The 15,227-nt window shown below is 48.0% G+C and carries 14 protein-coding genes and 1 tRNA gene; 6 read left to right on the forward strand and 9 right to left on the reverse strand.

What is annotated here, in order from left to right:
- Positions 1-34: 34 nt before the first annotated feature.
- Positions 35-502: a YsnF/AvaK domain-containing protein gene (locus tag HHO50_RS15490; RefSeq protein ID WP_255478770.1), complete on the reverse strand. Its 468-nt coding sequence runs from the start codon at positions 500-502 to the stop codon at positions 35-37.
- Between the two features lie 599 nt (positions 503-1,101).
- Positions 1,102-2,367, reverse strand: a complete 1,266-nt coding sequence (locus tag HHO50_RS15495; protein WP_181307094.1) for a DUF2382 domain-containing protein — start codon at positions 2,365-2,367, stop codon at positions 1,102-1,104.
- Positions 2,368-2,938: 571 nt separating this feature from the next.
- Between HHO50_RS15495 and HHO50_RS15500 the strand changes: the two genes are divergently transcribed.
- The 5 genes from HHO50_RS15500 to HHO50_RS15520 all read left to right on the forward strand — a co-directional run bounded on the left by HHO50_RS15500 (position 2,939) and on the right by HHO50_RS15520 (position 7,572).
- On the forward strand, positions 2,939-3,139 hold the full coding sequence (locus HHO50_RS15500) for a hypothetical protein (RefSeq protein WP_181307096.1): 201 nt from the start codon (positions 2,939-2,941) through the stop codon (positions 3,137-3,139).
- A 714-nt stretch (positions 3,140-3,853) separates the two neighbouring features.
- Entirely contained in the window at positions 3,854-4,264 is a 411-nt protein-coding gene (locus HHO50_RS15505; protein WP_181307098.1) for a hypothetical protein, read from the forward strand.
- Between the two features lie 292 nt (positions 4,265-4,556).
- Entirely contained in the window at positions 4,557-4,835 is a 279-nt protein-coding gene (locus HHO50_RS15510; protein WP_181307100.1) for a hypothetical protein, read from the forward strand.
- 422 nt (positions 4,836-5,257) lie between these two features.
- Entirely contained in the window at positions 5,258-6,592 is a 1,335-nt protein-coding gene (locus HHO50_RS15515) for an NAD(P)/FAD-dependent oxidoreductase (protein WP_181307102.1), read from the forward strand.
- Between the two features lie 377 nt (positions 6,593-6,969).
- Complete coding sequence (locus tag HHO50_RS15520; protein ID WP_181307104.1) at positions 6,970-7,572, forward strand: hypothetical protein; 603 nt, start codon at positions 6,970-6,972, stop codon at positions 7,570-7,572.
- Positions 7,573-8,216: 644 nt separating this feature from the next.
- On the opposite strand, the gene HHO50_RS15525 is transcribed toward HHO50_RS15520, so the two are convergent.
- The 6 genes from HHO50_RS15525 to HHO50_RS15550 form a co-directional block, all read right to left on the reverse strand.
- Entirely contained in the window at positions 8,217-8,708 is a 492-nt protein-coding gene (locus tag HHO50_RS15525; RefSeq protein ID WP_181307106.1) for an ankyrin repeat domain-containing protein, read from the reverse strand.
- A gap of 566 nt (positions 8,709-9,274) precedes the next feature.
- On the reverse strand, positions 9,275-9,526 hold the full coding sequence (locus HHO50_RS15530; protein WP_181307108.1) for a hypothetical protein: 252 nt from the start codon (positions 9,524-9,526) through the stop codon (positions 9,275-9,277).
- A gap of 433 nt (positions 9,527-9,959) precedes the next feature.
- The gene (locus HHO50_RS15535; RefSeq protein WP_181307110.1) at positions 9,960-10,346 is read right to left on the reverse strand and encodes a hypothetical protein; all 387 of its coding nucleotides are present in this window, start codon (positions 10,344-10,346) and stop codon (positions 9,960-9,962) included.
- A gap of 329 nt (positions 10,347-10,675) precedes the next feature.
- Positions 10,676-11,008: a hypothetical protein gene (locus HHO50_RS15540; RefSeq protein WP_181307112.1), complete on the reverse strand. Its 333-nt coding sequence runs from the start codon at positions 11,006-11,008 to the stop codon at positions 10,676-10,678.
- Between the two features lie 1,368 nt (positions 11,009-12,376).
- Positions 12,377-12,634, reverse strand: a complete 258-nt coding sequence (locus tag HHO50_RS15545) for a hypothetical protein (RefSeq protein ID WP_181307114.1) — start codon at positions 12,632-12,634, stop codon at positions 12,377-12,379.
- A gap of 178 nt (positions 12,635-12,812) precedes the next feature.
- Positions 12,813-12,884, reverse strand: a tRNA-Arg gene (locus HHO50_RS15550).
- A 177-nt stretch (positions 12,885-13,061) separates the two neighbouring features.
- Between HHO50_RS15550 and HHO50_RS15555 the strand changes: the two genes are divergently transcribed.
- Positions 13,062-13,481, forward strand: coding sequence for an organic hydroperoxide resistance protein (locus HHO50_RS15555; RefSeq protein ID WP_181307116.1), 420 nt, complete (start codon positions 13,062-13,064; stop codon positions 13,479-13,481).
- Between the two features lie 854 nt (positions 13,482-14,335).
- Here the strand turns inward: HHO50_RS15555 and HHO50_RS15560 are convergent.
- Positions 14,336-15,148 carry an esterase family protein gene (locus tag HHO50_RS15560; RefSeq protein ID WP_181307118.1) on the reverse strand — a complete coding sequence of 271 codons (813 nt, stop codon included), beginning with the start codon at positions 15,146-15,148 and terminating at the stop codon, positions 14,336-14,338.
- Positions 15,149-15,227: the final 79 nt, after the last annotated feature.

Raw genomic sequence — 15,227 nt, forward strand, 5'->3', positions numbered from 1 at the left:
TTAAAAGGTGTTATTATTGAAAATTGATTGAAAACTAGCTTTGGGGAGCCTGGTCAGGAGAGATGCGTTCTACCCGTATCTCTTCTTTTCTGAGGCTCACCTGCTGCACGTCATGGGTTTGCACTCTGTTTTTGGTGATGTGCAGTTCTTCTACCACCATGAGCCGTTTCTGCACCACCATCACTTCCTGCACAATGGGAATAATCATGGTATCGCCTTCGTACCGGACGGGCGGCGGCGGTGTGTCTACGTATTCATTGATGGGTACCCGTTGAATGTCATGCTCCTCCTGGATCAGCGGAATATTTACCGGCACCTCCTGCTCCGTCACCGACTTGATAATGCGCACACTCCCTTTCTCTACCACTTGCTTGTCTAAGTGCACACGCTCCTCAATAACCGGTATGGTCATAGATTGCGGTGACCCAGAGTTGGCTGTGTTCTGCTGCGGGGAGTTACCGGCTGGGTATGAATTGCCCTCAAAATTTCTTGTCTGATCCATTTGGCTTTCTCTTTGCATAAGTAAACGGGTTAGAAAGGGTGAGGTTTCTAAAAATTTTTAAAAAAAATTGTATTCTTGTTATTTTGAGATCTGCTTGGCAATTGCGCATAAACAAAGTTTTAGGTAATATGTTTTCTATAAGTAGTTGTTATTCAAAATAATTTGACAAATAATAAACTGTGTTTGACAAATAGTAAACTGTGTAAGTTGTATATAGTGGAATAATTAAATTATAATCTGCTAAGAAGGGGATAAGGAGTGTAAGTCTTTAATTATAAGTAGTTATTAAGGAATGTTTGGATTAAAGCCAGTACAAGTGAGAACTACCTCCCCAGACTAAATCCTGTAGGATGGCTTGTCTCCATGACTTGTTTCAAGGGTTCCCACGCAATCAGGATGACAGGTAGGAGGTGCACCCCCCGTGAGTTAACACCGTCATGAGGAGTGGGCTGGTTCCTTCCGAAAGCTGCTAAAAAGGTTATTTTCTGGAAAAGCCGCCTGAAATGCCAAGGCGGTCTGTTTTCTTATGCCAAAAAAGCCGGGCATGGGGCTGGGCGTGTACGTGTAGGGTTGCCCCATGCCTGGCTTAAGGAAGAATATCAGAGAGGGGACGAGGACGTGGTAGGAGGAGTGTTTCTTGCAGAGTCGTTCCGGAGGTCATCTATCTGGATCTCTGTTTTGCGGGCGGTCGCATGGATGATTTCTTCGTGAACCTCCACGTCTTTGCCAATGGTAATCTCTTCAACCACGTGCGCCGCTTTAGAGATAACAGGAACTTCGGCAAACTCTTTCAGTTCTATAGTGCCTGCCTGGAAACTGTTAAAATGGGCGGCGGCGGCAGAGCGGTCAATGGGCACGCGTTCAATCTGGATGTGCTCTTCGCGAAGGCGCAGGTGCTCTTCCGCGGGCTGTTCCACCATGTGGCTGTGTACGCGGGTTCTTCCGGTTTCAACCTGCTGTTTGCCAAGGTGAACCTGTTCCTCCATCACCGGGATGGAAGTAGAATTGGTTGGGTAGCTTTGCGCAGGAGGAATGTTGGAGCCAGAGGTCTGTTCTACCTGAATGTCCAGTTCAGAGGCCCGGTGCGAGTCCAGAAGCTGGGCGGCGCGGTTTGCTTCGTCCTGGGAGTACGCGTGCACGACAACCAGGGCATTGCTGTTCTGCATTTTGCCCAGGTGCAGACTTGCCTCTTGGGGCGTGGCGAAGAGCGAATGAAAGAAGCGCTCAAAGTTGGAGGAGGAATAACCTTCCTGGGTGTCTGACGTGTGCCGGAGGGCTACCTCCATACTATCTTTCGGGAAACCGCTGTTCAGCAATTCCTGGGTGACGCGCTGCGCGCTTCCGGCATCGGCAAACAGCCCGATGACGTTTTTGGCCTTCCGGTTACGGTAAAGATTGTTTTGGTTGAACTGTTCCTGACCATAATAGTCGGGGTTGCCGGGCTGTCTGGCAGGGGATGGGGTGGTGCCGTGTACGTGGTCTCCCACAAAAATGCGCTGCACCATTCTCTCCGTTTCCTGGCTCAATTTGTTGGTTTCATACCCCGGAAGCGCCTGTAACTTGTCCACCGAGAGGTTGGAGACCGTGACCACGTCATCGGCTTCGTGCAGTTCGGCCAAGCCGATGGGGATCAGGATATCGCGCGGTTCCAGATCCAGCAGGTTGCCTTCCAGATCCACAATCAGATACCGCACCTTCAGCGCCCCCGCGTCGCAGAGGAGTTCCTTCACCTTGCCCACCAGGTTTCCCTGTGCATCGGCCACCTTCCAGCCCCTGATGTCGGCCTCGCCTTTGGCTACTTCATATTTGCTGTCACCTAGTTCCTGTAGATGATACGTAGACGCAGCATGTTCTCTTCTTTCCATAGAATAGTTCTTATAAGACGTCCTGTTGACGCGCGTTTTGGTCTCCTTTTCTCAATTCTGGCCCTAAAACAGGAACCCAAATGGCTGCCTGAGTGCCGTTGTATTTTCCTAACCAGTTGAGGTACAGAGGTAATAAACGCTTACGTGTGCTTGTGGGAGATGTTGGCGTAAATACTGACTGCCAGATGCCGGGTAGACCGTTCTGCGTTTCTCGCCCGGTTTTCAAAAAACAGGCGAGAAAGAGGCAGCCGTAGGCGTGTTCCCGTTCTGTTGGGTTTAAAAACAAGAATGTTGTTTTTCTTATTTTTCTAGCTTAAAAAGGATAAGAAGCGTTTGCCCGCTTTCAGTTCTGTGGAGCGTATTCGCTGCTCTGTGCTGTCATTAGGCCACCCTTACAACTCGTTTGAATAATACATATTTCGCTTGGTTGGGCGTCCTGAAAGAATATGTTACAAATCCTTAAAAGCTTGCGTTAAATACTGTATATGCCTGATAATGACATAGTTTGATTTGTTTCTGAATTAGAAAGTGCTAATTTGAATGACTATATCAGCAATACAACCCTATTTGTATGAAGAAAAAGATACCCTTAGAGAATGTACTATACATCATTTGTAAGTCAGATTTAGTGGCCTGTTCAGATGCTGTTGAGTTTATGAACAGTCTGGACTTCTACCAATACAGCCAGGAAGAGTTAAAGCTGATCAGTGATACCCTCAGTGAAAGGATCATAATGCAGCTTCGCCTGGATCTAAGGGTTAGCCGGGCGTAGGTTTAAAAAAGAGCAGCCTGTGTTTAAAGGCACTTTCCATAAAACAAGCCCAATGCACACATGAGCGGAGGGCAGACGTTGTCCTTGGTAGTCCTAGAAAAGCAATGATTTTACTCGCTCGCTTCCCGCGAGTGTTCTGTGTTAGTATATCATTACTTTTCCAGTACTACGCTGTCTTTTCAGGCGGATATCTGCTTAGGGGCGGAAGGCAACGGAACGGCTGCGGAAATTTGGTAGTGGAATGAATGCAGCCGTGCACCCGGCAGAAGTTATCTTGCAAAGAGGGGGATCGTGCCGCAGGCAGCGTGTTTTCCTGAATCAAGTCTGCCTATAATGGGTGCCCAACTGCCAGGTTGGTAGGTTTTATCCCCGGAAATGGAGTTTAACCGGTGGCCTGAGTTAGAAAAGCAGTGTTTGAAGGGAGGCGTTGTCTAAAGCAGGTGCCTCAGGAATATTCAAGTCAGTGCTGTTTCTGATAATAGGTTTGAGTAGAATAGGATAAATCACAGGATTGTTGAATTTTATGGGAGCGTTCCAGCTTTGGGCGCGTTTCAATACTGTGCCGATTTAAGTTCTATTTCTGGAAGAAGTGCCATAAACGGATGTAGGTTGAAGTGTACCGGGTAAAAACAAACCAACCGTGCCCTCGTACAGATTTGGAAAGAAAGGCTGCTGATTTCAGCTTTCATTGTTTTAACCTAAAACCATCAGATTATGTGGCAACCAATTGACAGGCCCATGCACGGCGTTGCAGATGTGGCCTATATTCCCGCTGTGGCCTCAGCCCCTGAGACAGTGGGCTTTACCGAAGAAGAAACCGCAACCACCCTTTGCCGCGCTATTGCCGGCGGTACGTTGGTGTCTGCGCTGGTCACCAAAGCTGAATGGGGCGCTGTGCAGGTAATGCCGTACAAGGCGCACCTGGCCATTGATTTCGCCACCAGTGTGTTTGCATTGGCTGCCCCCTGGATGTTCGGCTTCTCCCAAAACATGAAAGCCCGGAACACGTTTCTGGCCATGGGGCTGGTGGGCTTGGTAGTGGGCGCGCTTTCCAGACCAGAGGAAATGTCCCCCACCAAGGTAAGAACGCTGAGAAGAAGAGCAGACACCCATCCTGCGTTGTAGCAAGAACAGTTTACCCGTGGAGGTATGGCGCTCCTGTTTTGGGGCTGTTTTCATGAAAACAGCCCCAAAACAGGAGCGCTTTGTTTCAATTCGCCCTCACCGGCAATGCTTTTTTGTATTGGGAGCATCCAGGTAAGGACAGGTAGTAAAAGCATTTGAGCCTTGCTTCCCCAAAGCCCCGCAAAAGCTATCCTGCTGGTCACAGGAAAGAAGGAAATGGGTGGGTAGAGTAGCGTGTTGAACAAGTTTTAATCTGTTGCCGTAAGAGTTAAAAAATCAAACGTTAGAACTTATGAAATCCCTAACCCATACAAAACTTGCTCAGGCGGTGCTGCTCCTGGTTTTCCCAATGATGGTTAGTTGCTCGGTGTTTAACAGTGGCGGACTGTCCAGTGACCCAATTGTGGCAGAGCAACAACGCCGAGTGGAAACCCTGAAAGCGGAAGCTGAAAGAGCCGAGCAGGAAACCGAAGACGCTGAAGAAAGAGAAAAAGCCGCCAAAAGCAGACTGAAAGCCGCGCAGGATCAATTGAAAGTACTACAGACCGAGTCTAAAAGGAGAGGAGCTTAACCTTGGCCTGCTTCCTTGATTACGGCTAAAAGCCAGTTTATTGGTGAATGAAAACCCCTGTCGGTTTCTTGTTGTAAGAGAGGCCAGCAGGGGTTTTATTGCGGGTAACCCATGAAAAGAATGCTGCCCTCGTCCGCTTCCCAAACGCGTGTGCGTTACGCCTAGCAGCCCGGTGGTGCGTTTTAGGGCTGTTTTGCGAAAAAGAGGCCTAAAACGCGAAAACCCGTGAGGTCTTCAAGATATCACAGGTTTAGAAACAACTGGCGCGAGACTCCCGTCTCGTGACTTGGGATGAAGCGAGTCTCCAGGCTCGCCGGGAACCACCGGCAAGAGGGCGGAACATCAGATCTTGAATTTCCGTCTGGCTTGTAGCGCTTCTTTTGATGCGCTTTGTATGCGATTGTTACGCTTGAAAGAGGATCATGGCAAACTATGCAAGAATTGCGAGTACCGGTAAACCGAAGGTGGTCATCATTGGCGGCGGTTTTGCGGGGCTGGAACTGGTAAAGTCCCTGAGAAACGCCGATGTGCAGGTCATTCTCATTGACAAGCAGAACTACCACACCTTTCAGCCGCTCCTGTACCAGGTGGCCACCGCCGCCATAGACGCCGAATCCATTATTCACCCGTTCCGGAAGGTTTTTGACGGGCAGGAGAATTTCTTTTTCCGGCTGGCCGAAGTGCAGTGCGTAGACACCGGGCAACAGGTGGTGGAAACCAACATCGGCCTTATCCGGTATGATTATCTGGTCATCGCCACAGGCGCTACCTCCAACTACTTTGGAGATGTGCAGATGGAGCAGAAGGCCGTTCCCATGAAAAGCGTAAACGATGCCATCAGCCTCCGCAATATCATTCTCAGCAACTTTGAGAACTCCCTGCAACTAGACGACCACGAGCAACTGAACAGCCTTATGGACTACGTGATTGTGGGCGGCGGGGCCACCGGCGTAGAACTGGCCGGGGCCCTGAGCGAACTCCGCAAGCACGTTTTCCCCAAAGATTATCCCGAACTGGACTTCAAATCCATGGACATCCACCTGATCCAGAGCGGCGGCGAGTTGCTGAAAGGCATGTCTAAGGAAGCCTCGCAGAAATCACTGCAGTTTTTGGAGGAGATGGGAGTGAAGGTTTGGTTGAACCGAAGGGTAAAATCGTATGACGGCTACACCGCTACCTTGGACACCGGCGAAACCCTAATTACCCGCACGCTCATCTGGGCCGCCGGGGTGACGGGAAACCCGGTGAAAGGACTAAAGCCGGAAAGTATTCTGAAGGGGAACCGGCTGCAGGTAGACGTGTACAGCCGCGTGGTGGGCTATGAAAACGTATTCGCCATTGGCGATATCGCTGCCATAGTGACCCCCGAAAATCCGCAGGGGCACCCCATGCTGGCCCAACCGGCCCTACAGCAAGGCAACTTGCTGGGTAAAAACCTGCGCCTGCTTTTCGCCGGACAGCCCATGCAGCCATTCAAGTACCAAGACCAGGGCACCATGGCTACCATTGGCCGCAACAAAGCCGTCGCCGACCTGAAACTATTCAAGAAAGAGATCAAATCGCAGGGCTTCTTTGCGTGGCTTATCTGGATGTTCATTCACCTGGTTTCCATTGTGGGCTTCCGGAACCGGCTGGCCGTGATGCTGAGTTGGGCCTGGAATTACTTCTCCTATAACTCGGGCAACCGTCTCATTCTTGGCAAAAAGCAGGAGAACATTCCCATCACGGAGACCATTACCCACAAAACGGTTATTTAGGCGTTTATTTCCTGGTTAACGTTCACTCGGGAATTCAAAAAGCCTTTGGAGGTAATAAGTTCTCCTTGGGAACACCAACTGCGCCTATCCACGGTAGATGCACCCCCTCCAGTAAGGATACCCACTTGAAACAGCAATACGGGCGGGTAGTGAGCTAGACAAGTCCTGAGTTCGCCTTCCAAATAAGCCCCATCTTTCTTAAGGTTGCATGGAGTTCACTGCCAGCAAGCCTGATCTACTCTGTTGTTTCTGCTATTAGTACAAAACGCAACTGCTTTCTTTTTTCAAAATCAAGATGCAAGAATGTGATAATTATAGAAACTAATTAAGAAGGGACTCGTTGAAAATATAAAAAGTACAACTAAAATAGAAGAATCATGAAAAAAACTCTACTAACTTTCTCTTTAGTGATGGCTGTAGTAGGTAGTGCTATGGCGCAGACCATCACTCGCCCCCAAAGTACCGCCCCGGTGGAAGCTAGCACCATTCAGCAGGGGAATTGGCTGATTGGGGCCGGTATCGGCTCTATTGGGCATAACTTCAAATCAGAGACTTTTACGTTTGAGATAGAGCCCCGGGCCGGGTATTTCATCAGCGACAATGCCGCTATTGGTACCCAGGTGCAATTGGCCGCCCAAATCTTTGACGGCGGTGAGTTTTTCAGCTACGGGTTAACTCCCTTCATTAGGTACTACTTCCCCGAAGGAGCGGCCCCTACGCACCGCTGGTTTGGCGAGGCGCTGGTTGGTTTTGCCGGAAGTAACCTGGAAGACGTGGAGGGAGACCGGTTCTTTTCTACCGTGTATGGCGTAAGGGCAGGGTATGCCCACTTTGTGGCGACCAACGTTTCTTTGGAAGGAACGCTGAACTTGGTTCGCAGTAAAGCCAATATTGACGTAGGCTCTGGTACTTCTGGCAATACAGGCCTGTCTCTGGGGGTAGGGCTGCAGATCTACCTTCCGTCACGGGGTGGCAGGTAACGTAAGCTTTGCCGCAGGCAGGCGCCTGTCCATGCTTGGGGCGAATATATTGTACGCGGCAACCTCAAAATGTGGGTATTTTCAACGGCAGTTCTGCGTGAAGCCAATATTTTGGGGCAAAACTGGAAATCTGACGTAAAAGTAATTTGATAGAGATAATTATCGCCTCTCCTTGTCCTCCTGGAAGGATCTCAGAGCATGGTTACATTTCATTTTCGCTGGCAAACCTCAAATGTAGACAAGCTCTCAGTGGCGAACGGCAATAGCATTGATTTACCGCTTTCTAGTTCGCTCACAAGATCCTTCCAGGAGGGCAGAATACGATAGCTTCTATTTGTCCGGCTACTTAAACAAAAGCCTGTTTAGGGGCTGTTTTCTAGAAAACAGCCCCTAAACAGGCTTTTGTCAAATAAACACATAGTGGGGGTAAAAAGAAACTGCCGGGGCTAACTTGTACGCTAATCCATTGCACGGTGGGCATTTCATCCTGATATGATCATCGCCCACGGTTTTTGCCCGAATTCTCTCGCCGTCAAAGGGGCTGTGGTCCATCAATCACCAATTGGTCTTTGAGGTAGGAGCATGCCGCTTCCAACGCGTTTGGATACCTGAGTGCTACATTGAATGTCTTTGGCGTGGAAAGATTAGCTGCCTTGGTGAAGCACTTTGAGAGCTTCCTCATTGCCTATTTTGTCGGCCATTTCCAGGGCGGTTAGGCCGCGGCTGTCTCTGATGGTTTGATCGGCACCGTGCTGGGCCACCAGTTTCATAAGTTCATGACGGCCAAACATGGTGGCGAACATAAGGGCGGTGCCACCGCTGTAATTCTGGATGTTCAAATCTGCCCCGTGCGCAATCAGGAGTTCGGCAATATCGGCGTAGCCTTTAAAGCAGAGGCCCATTAAGGCGGTGTTGCCGCTCATGTCCTGGATATTTATATCTGCGCCGGCGTCAAGGAGAACCTTAGTGGCTTCTAAATGGCCTTCATACGAAGCCAGGATCAAGGGAGTAAAACCCCGTCCGTTTTTAACGTTAACGTCTACGCCCTGGGCGAGCATTTCTTGTATGGTTGCCACGTCTCCTTTGCGGCAGGCGTCAAAGAGTATGTCTTCTGTTCTGGCTGATGTGAATTCCATAGTGCTGGTCGGTTGTTTGGTTATGCAATCTTTGCAGTACGTAACCTATAAAAGGTTGAATATGTTTACGGCGTCTGCAAAAGTACTCCTTCTGGTAGAGAAAGGAAAGTCGCTGCGTTTGCTCCAGCAAAAAGCCCCCGGGAAAACGGCCTTTACTGCGGGATTGACCCGCGGCAGTCTTCTTGGGGGCTTCGTATTTTAGAAGGGAAGCAACTTAATCTCTTTTAGAATCTCTTTTTTGCTGTTTCTCAGCCCTTTTCTCTTTCAGGGTTTTGGCGGGTTCCTTTTTTGCTTTCTCTTTGGTGGGTGTTTTTCCGGGCATGGTAGTAACGTTTACAGTGAAGTACTAGATTAAAGATAAAGAATTAAACAGATATATAACGCATCTGCCAAGATATCTATTGGGCAATCACGCAATGCCTGTGTTTCCGCTCCTTTATACGAGCCGTTTTTGCTTTTTACTTAAATTAAAATAAAGAGACCATTCCACCACCTCCAATTAACCTTTTTTCTATAAGATTAGCTTAGAAGGGGTTGGTTTCTCCCTCGTCCTGTCTCTTGATTAATTAGCTAAGCAGCAGTACTTTGTTGTTGCGGTAAATGTCAATTCCTACCCGGGTCAGGTGCTTGATACTGATTCTAACCTCGTACTGCGCCGTCTCTCCGTTTTCCTCGCGCTCAAACCGGTGGTTCTCGCCCAGCAGGGACTTTTTCTCAGAGACAATTTCGCCGTTGTATTTAATGGTTTCCAGGCCGGTGAAGGAGTTGTCTACTTCTATTTTAACAGAATCTGAAAGGTGAAGGGTGAGCACGTTCATAGGGCATGGCTTTTTAAGGGTTCAGAATAGGGCAGAGAGAGATGTGCTTTGATGGCCGAAACCAGCGTAGTCACTTCTCTGAATATTAGTCTGATCACCTCAAAATTTCTTACAAGAGATGCGCGAATTCTCTACCTGATCTTTTGCTGATAATAGAATGCTTTTTAGAGCATGTTTAAATTTCATCTTTGCGCTGCAAATTGCCATAAAAAGAACCTGCGTTCGCCTTTTTCTCGCCCCGTAGCGCTGCTACGGGGCGAGAAAAACCCTTCCGCAGAACCTTTCTCTGACAATTTTCGCCAGCAAACCTGAAATTTAAACAAGCTCTTAAGCAACAACCTTACGTTGGCCTTCCGTTTTTGGGCAGTTTTTGTGAAAGCAGGGTAAAAACGGAAGGGTACTCTGGGAAAGAGCCGTAGTGAAAGCGTTGGCCTCAGTTGTTCAGGAGTTCTCCTTCGCCCAGGGGTTCTTCATAGTATCTTCTGGAGACCGTCCATTTAATAGAGGCTATGTTTTCGTTCACCAGCGAGTCTGCGTAGAACTGTTTTTGGGCAGTTGTGTACGAAGAGACGCTATGTTGCATTTTCAGGTCTGTGAAACACGCCTGGTCTTCTTCCAACAAACGGCCCGCCTTCTTGATCTCTTTCCCAGATTTCATTTTGATGACTAGCGTGTAAATGCCGGAGACCTCTTGGCTGAAACACATCTCAAAGGATTTCTGATCCAGAACTTTGAACGAGGTCATTTGGAGGGCATCACCTTTCCAGTTGGTGCAGCCAAGAAGAGAAAGGAACAGGAAGCTAAGCAGCTTTGCTTTCATGGTAGGTAAAATAAGGTACGGGCTTTTCTAGCGGGGAGAGCCGCCGGTGTGGCTTAACAGGAAAGCTGTTGGCAGACGTACGCTAAAAGAGCAGCCCAAAGGTACGGATTACATCCTGTTCTAGGGAGAGTTAGTGGGGCAGCCCGGGAGTTTGCCCCCAAATAAAAAGCCAGTTGAGGCAGACCGGCAAACGTCTGGCTTAACTGGCTTTCGTAGAAGAACCCTGCTTGCCCACAGCAGCAGGTAAAAACAAGTGCGAAATGGTTGCTCCCGTTTAGGTAGAGGAGTGAGGCCGAAGCAGGAAAACAAAGAAACTGCTTCTCTGCTGCTTAGCTACGCTCTTCGGCCTCTACCGGAACAGAGTTCGCGGAGGTGCCGTCTAAAAGGAACGTAATAACGGTTTTTCCGAACCAAAGGCCATCTTCTACGCCGCCTGCCTCAATTTCCTCAACGGCTAGTTCCAGCATTTTGGTGAGGAACAGGAAACGCTGATGAGATTGGGTTCCTTCAGTAGAAGTCTCCAGCAGGTGCTGAAGCACTTCGTGGGTTTCCTGGAAAGATGCCAGGATGGTAGGGGTTACTGCTTCGGCAAAGCTGGTGCTTTTTTCCAGGTCTCCTAAAATGTTTCTCAATTCCCGGACAATTTCTTCCCTTAATTCCATAACGTAAAAGTTCTTCTTATAAGCTTAGTTAGGTTTTATACGGCAAAAGCGCCTGTAATTTTATCTCTACAATGATTCTGTACTGATTCTTGTAAGTGGCTTGCTGGCTTGCGTGTGCTTTAAGTGCAATTATTTAGTGGTTTTTAAGGCTTTTAATGCTTGGTGGGCAATAATTGCATTGCTGTCCACTTGATCTTATCCCGCAAGCAAGTGTTTAACTCTGTATTTTCCGTCAAAAGTTTTATAAAAGTACAATATTTTTAACAAGTACAAGCAACGGTGAATATTATTTTTGCTATTCAGTGAAACCTTTCTTGAAAGGGAAATTTGCGAAGAGTGGCATGTGAATGAATAATCTGTTAGGTTGAGGTTATATGTCTGTAGACTTGTAATTTATGAATTGACTGCCCTTCTTATGTAATAGAATCACCTAAAATGCTCATAAATGGCACTTGCGTAAGATGAATGAAAGTATTTGCCTTGCTAGGGGTTATTTTATTGAATTATGCTGAAGCGATAGCTTTCTGTCTGATGACTGACTCAAGCTGAGAATTTTACTTGTAAAACCTTGGAAAAAATTATTTTTGACAAGGTTTATAAAATTAAATAATCCTATTAAAGTATTGAATAGGTGCCATTGAGCAGAGGTGCGCCTAGTTTAAGATGGTTGCTTGGTTTTTGGATCAAAACAGGTAAGGTGTGAATTAGGTGGATGGTTCATGCAGTAGAAATTGATTGGCCATTTATATTATGATGAAGCAGCTTGTAGTGAAGTGATTTTCTTCATTGGAAACAGATGAAAGCACTTAGCGCCATTAGTAGAAACAAGGAGGAGTAATTTGATGGAGTAGGAGAATTTGGGAGTGATAACTCCTGAAAGGAAACAGTAGGGTCTAGCCTACCCGTGCTTTTCAATACCCAACGCTGGTTTATAAAACGATAGATATTGAAAGCGTGCTGACAAGGTTAGTGGTATTCTGGGGTGTAAGGTGCTTGGGAGAAAGTGGATAAGTAATGATTGCTAACAAAGTTATCAACAATAAGCGAATGAAGGCTGTTTAGCGAATTGGTTTAGCAATGTCTTGTTGAGTTGGCTTACTTTCTTGATTAGAAGGAGGTGCTGCGTTGGCGTCCAGTGTTGACTTTGAGCAATCTTTAATACCAGCACGTGTTAAACTCCTCTGTTTTATCAGCCTAACTACTCCCAAACGTTCATGCTCAGCCAGAACGGGGAGGAGGTCTGTTCTGGAATGTTAAGAGAGTTTCCTGTCAGTTCCCTAATTTGTAAGTGAGTATTTCATTTATGCCTCGGCACTTAGTTGTAAAACACTCCTTTTCGAGAATGCACAGTATGCTAAAAAACAGTAGTTACTTCGTTAGATTATCCTTGCTGACTTTATGAGTGGTCTCAAAATCACCTTTGCGCCACCCCATATTAGATAGATCCGTGTTGATGATATAGGCCCCTGTTTCTGTATCCAACACAATGACGCCTCTTTCTCCCACTTCTGTGACAAACCGCGCTCCTTGTCCAGTATTGCCGTTTTTAAAGCTAAAAGCCATGGTCAGCAAGGCGGCACTTAAAAATCCGATAACGATTGATTTAAGGTCAAACTGGGTTTTCATAGAGACAACAGTTGTGTTTTCTACATAAAATGTTGCAGCTGGTTTTGTGCCTGTTTTCCTGAAAACAGGCACAAAAGGATAGCTCCATAACAAGATAATAAAATGGACAATCGAAACCAAAATACACAGAAGCAAAAAGCCCTCTCAACATCCAGTTGAGAGGGCTTTTCAGGTAATGTGGCCGCGCCAGGAATCGAACCTGGATCGAGAGCTTCGGAAACTCCAATACTATCCGTTGTACTACGCGGCCCCGTATTGCGAGGGCAAATGTAGGGAATGGCAGGCAAGAATAAAAGCCGCCTCTGGCGTTTTTTGGCTGTTTCCACAAAAAGGGGAGGAAAGGAGGGAAGGAAGGCAAGGCAACTCTAACATTTTCGGCTTGAAACAGTTTAGGAATAAGACACCAGTACATTACAAACAAAGAACTATGAAAAGAGTATACACCGCGGAAGTTACCGCCACCGGAGGCCGCAGCGGCCAGGTAAAATCATCAGACGGAATCATTGACATGCCCGTGCGCCTGCCCGAGGGCTTGGGCGGCAAAGGCGGGGCTACCAACCCAGAGCAGTTGTTTGCGGCGGGTTATGCGGCCTGTTTCCAGAGCGCCCTGCAACTGGTGGCCAGCAAGCAGCAGATCAGACTAGACGAGAATTCGACGGTAACCGCTCATGTGGGGTTGGATATGCTGGACAACGGCGGCTACGGGCTGTCTGTGCAGCTAGATGTGAAAGTGGACGGCGTAGAGAAAGCCAAAGCCGAGGAATTGGTGAAACAGGCGCACGAAGTTTGCCCATACTCCGTAGGAACCCGCGGCAACATAGACGTACAACTAAACGTGCTGGACTAGTTTTCCTAATCTGTTTTCAGCAGATTAGGAACCTGTTTAGTAAAGCCAAAGTGAAATACCCTCGCCCTTGCTGCGCAGTTTCACCAGCAGGCGGAAAGGTGCTTGACGGCTATGGTGAGAACACCAACAAGGCCGGCGGAGTTGTCCAATCTTGTGCTTTACTAAACAGGTTCAAGGCAATACGGGAGCCCTTTGCTGAGGCTCTCGTTTTTTTAGCTGATGCTGTGAGGCAAAGCATTGGATAAGTATGTATTTGACTCTTGTTACGCAGGAGCCTCGCCCTAGCTCCCACTTCAGCGATAGGGGGAACCCCGCTGCTGCGTTTTGGGGCTGTTTTGCGGAAAGCAGGCCTAAAACCTGTGCGGTCTTTAAGACCGCACAGGTTTTAGGATCACCTGGCGCGAGACTATAGTCTCGTGCCTAAGGATGAAGCGAGTCTTCAGACTCGCCGGGAACCACCAACAGGATGGCGTAACAGCAGGTACGAAGTAGCGGGACAAATGAAGCTATCATTTTGTCACCCTTAAAGGATCTTGTGAGCGAGCTAGAAAAGCATTTAGTAAGCGCTACTGCCGTTCGCCACCGAGATCCTCCCAGGAAAAAGAGGAGAGGGAAGAGCTAGTTACTCCTGTCCAGTGGCTTACCTGCTCTCATTGGTTTTCTGGGGCAAGCGGACGCTTGCCCCAGGATTGTACCTAACCAGTGGTGGAAGATACTGTAGGTGATGGGGTAGTCCAGGATAAGCTGTAGCAGAGGGTAGGGCGAAAAAAAGCATCCGGGGAAATTACCCTGGATGCTCTCTTTATAAGAAATCTGTTCTGCACAGCCCACTGGTTTTAAAGGGCGGGTGCTGGTTATCGGCCGAAGGCCCAGAGTAGGAAATCTGGCATCATTCTGCCCCAGGTAGACACGTCATGCCGACCGCCAATGAGTTCTACGTACTTCACGTCTTCACTTTTTTGGTAGCCTTTTTTGTACAGCTCCAACATTAGGCTGGTGGTGTCATCAATAGAGTCAATGATGCCGTTCTGGTTGCGGTCAGATTTTTCGTCCTGGGTGCCGGCTTCAAACCAGAATTTCAGGTTGGGTTTCTCTGGAGTGGAACTCACCAGTTTATGGGTGATGCGGTGTTTGTCTGGGAATTCTTTTTTGGCTTCTTTTTTCCGCCACCAGAACGCCCCAGAAAAGGCACCTACCTTAGAGAAAACGTCTGCATGGCGCCAGGCGATGTCAAAGGCAGAAACAGCCCCCAATGAGAAGCCAATAATAGCGGTGCTGGCGAACTCCTGAAGGCTGGTTTTCTCGTAAATGGCGGGCAAAAGCTCCTGTACCACAAACTGCCGGTAGTTTTCGGCCTCAGCGCCTCTCCCTTTGTAATCTGATACGCCAGAAATCCCGAATTCCTTGGTGCGCTCTCCCGCTTTTATGCCAACGGTTAAGATGGGGGTGATCTGTTTCTTTTTATAGAGAGGCTGCAGAATCTGGTCGTACTGCATGGTGGCAAGATCTTGTCCGTCATTGACCAGAAGCAAATGCAGAGGCTCTACCACGCCGTCCATGTCGGGTACGTACAGCGTGCATTCCACGTCCCGGTTCAAAAATTCTGATGTTACCGTCAACTCCTCTACCCTGATACTCACATCAGACACTATATATTCTAAAAACATTATATTAAAAAAGTATTTGTTACAAACTAAAATAAGGGCACTTGCGATAAATACTTTCCAAATCTCGGAATATTTTTAA

Origin of the sequence: Rufibacter sp. XAAS-G3-1 (assembly GCF_013623775.1) — a bacterium.
Taxonomy (GTDB): Bacteria; Bacteroidota; Bacteroidia; order Cytophagales; family Hymenobacteraceae; genus Nibribacter.

Excerpts from the sequence above, each read along its gene's own strand:
- HHO50_RS15535 (WP_181307110.1), bottom strand. The coding sequence starts at position 10,346 with ATGAAAGCAAAGCTGCTTAGCTTCCTGTTCCTTTCTCTTCTTGGCTGC.
- HHO50_RS15500 (WP_181307096.1), top strand. The coding sequence starts at position 2,939 with ATGAAGAAAAAGATACCCTTAGAGAATGTACTATACATCATTTGTAAG.
- HHO50_RS15530 (WP_181307108.1), bottom strand. The coding sequence starts at position 9,526 with ATGAACGTGCTCACCCTTCACCTTTCAGATTCTGTTAAAATAGAAGTA.
- HHO50_RS15510 (WP_181307100.1), top strand. The coding sequence starts at position 4,557 with ATGAAATCCCTAACCCATACAAAACTTGCTCAGGCGGTGCTGCTCCTG.
- HHO50_RS15545 (WP_181307114.1), bottom strand. The coding sequence starts at position 12,634 with ATGAAAACCCAGTTTGACCTTAAATCAATCGTTATCGGATTTTTAAGT.
- HHO50_RS15560 (WP_181307118.1), bottom strand. The coding sequence starts at position 15,148 with ATGTTTTTAGAATATATAGTGTCTGATGTGAGTATCAGGGTAGAGGAG.
- HHO50_RS15555 (WP_181307116.1), top strand. The coding sequence starts at position 13,062 with ATGAAAAGAGTATACACCGCGGAAGTTACCGCCACCGGAGGCCGCAGC.
- HHO50_RS15505 (WP_181307098.1), top strand. The coding sequence starts at position 3,854 with ATGTGGCAACCAATTGACAGGCCCATGCACGGCGTTGCAGATGTGGCC.
- HHO50_RS15525 (WP_181307106.1), bottom strand. The coding sequence starts at position 8,708 with ATGGAATTCACATCAGCCAGAACAGAAGACATACTCTTTGACGCCTGC.
- HHO50_RS15490 (WP_255478770.1), bottom strand. The coding sequence starts at position 502 with ATGGATCAGACAAGAAATTTTGAGGGCAATTCATACCCAGCCGGTAAC.
- HHO50_RS15520 (WP_181307104.1), top strand. The coding sequence starts at position 6,970 with ATGAAAAAAACTCTACTAACTTTCTCTTTAGTGATGGCTGTAGTAGGT.
- HHO50_RS15495 (WP_181307094.1), bottom strand. The coding sequence starts at position 2,367 with ATGGAAAGAAGAGAACATGCTGCGTCTACGTATCATCTACAGGAACTA.
- HHO50_RS15540 (WP_181307112.1), bottom strand. The coding sequence starts at position 11,008 with ATGGAATTAAGGGAAGAAATTGTCCGGGAATTGAGAAACATTTTAGGA.
- HHO50_RS15515 (WP_181307102.1), top strand. The coding sequence starts at position 5,258 with ATGGCAAACTATGCAAGAATTGCGAGTACCGGTAAACCGAAGGTGGTC.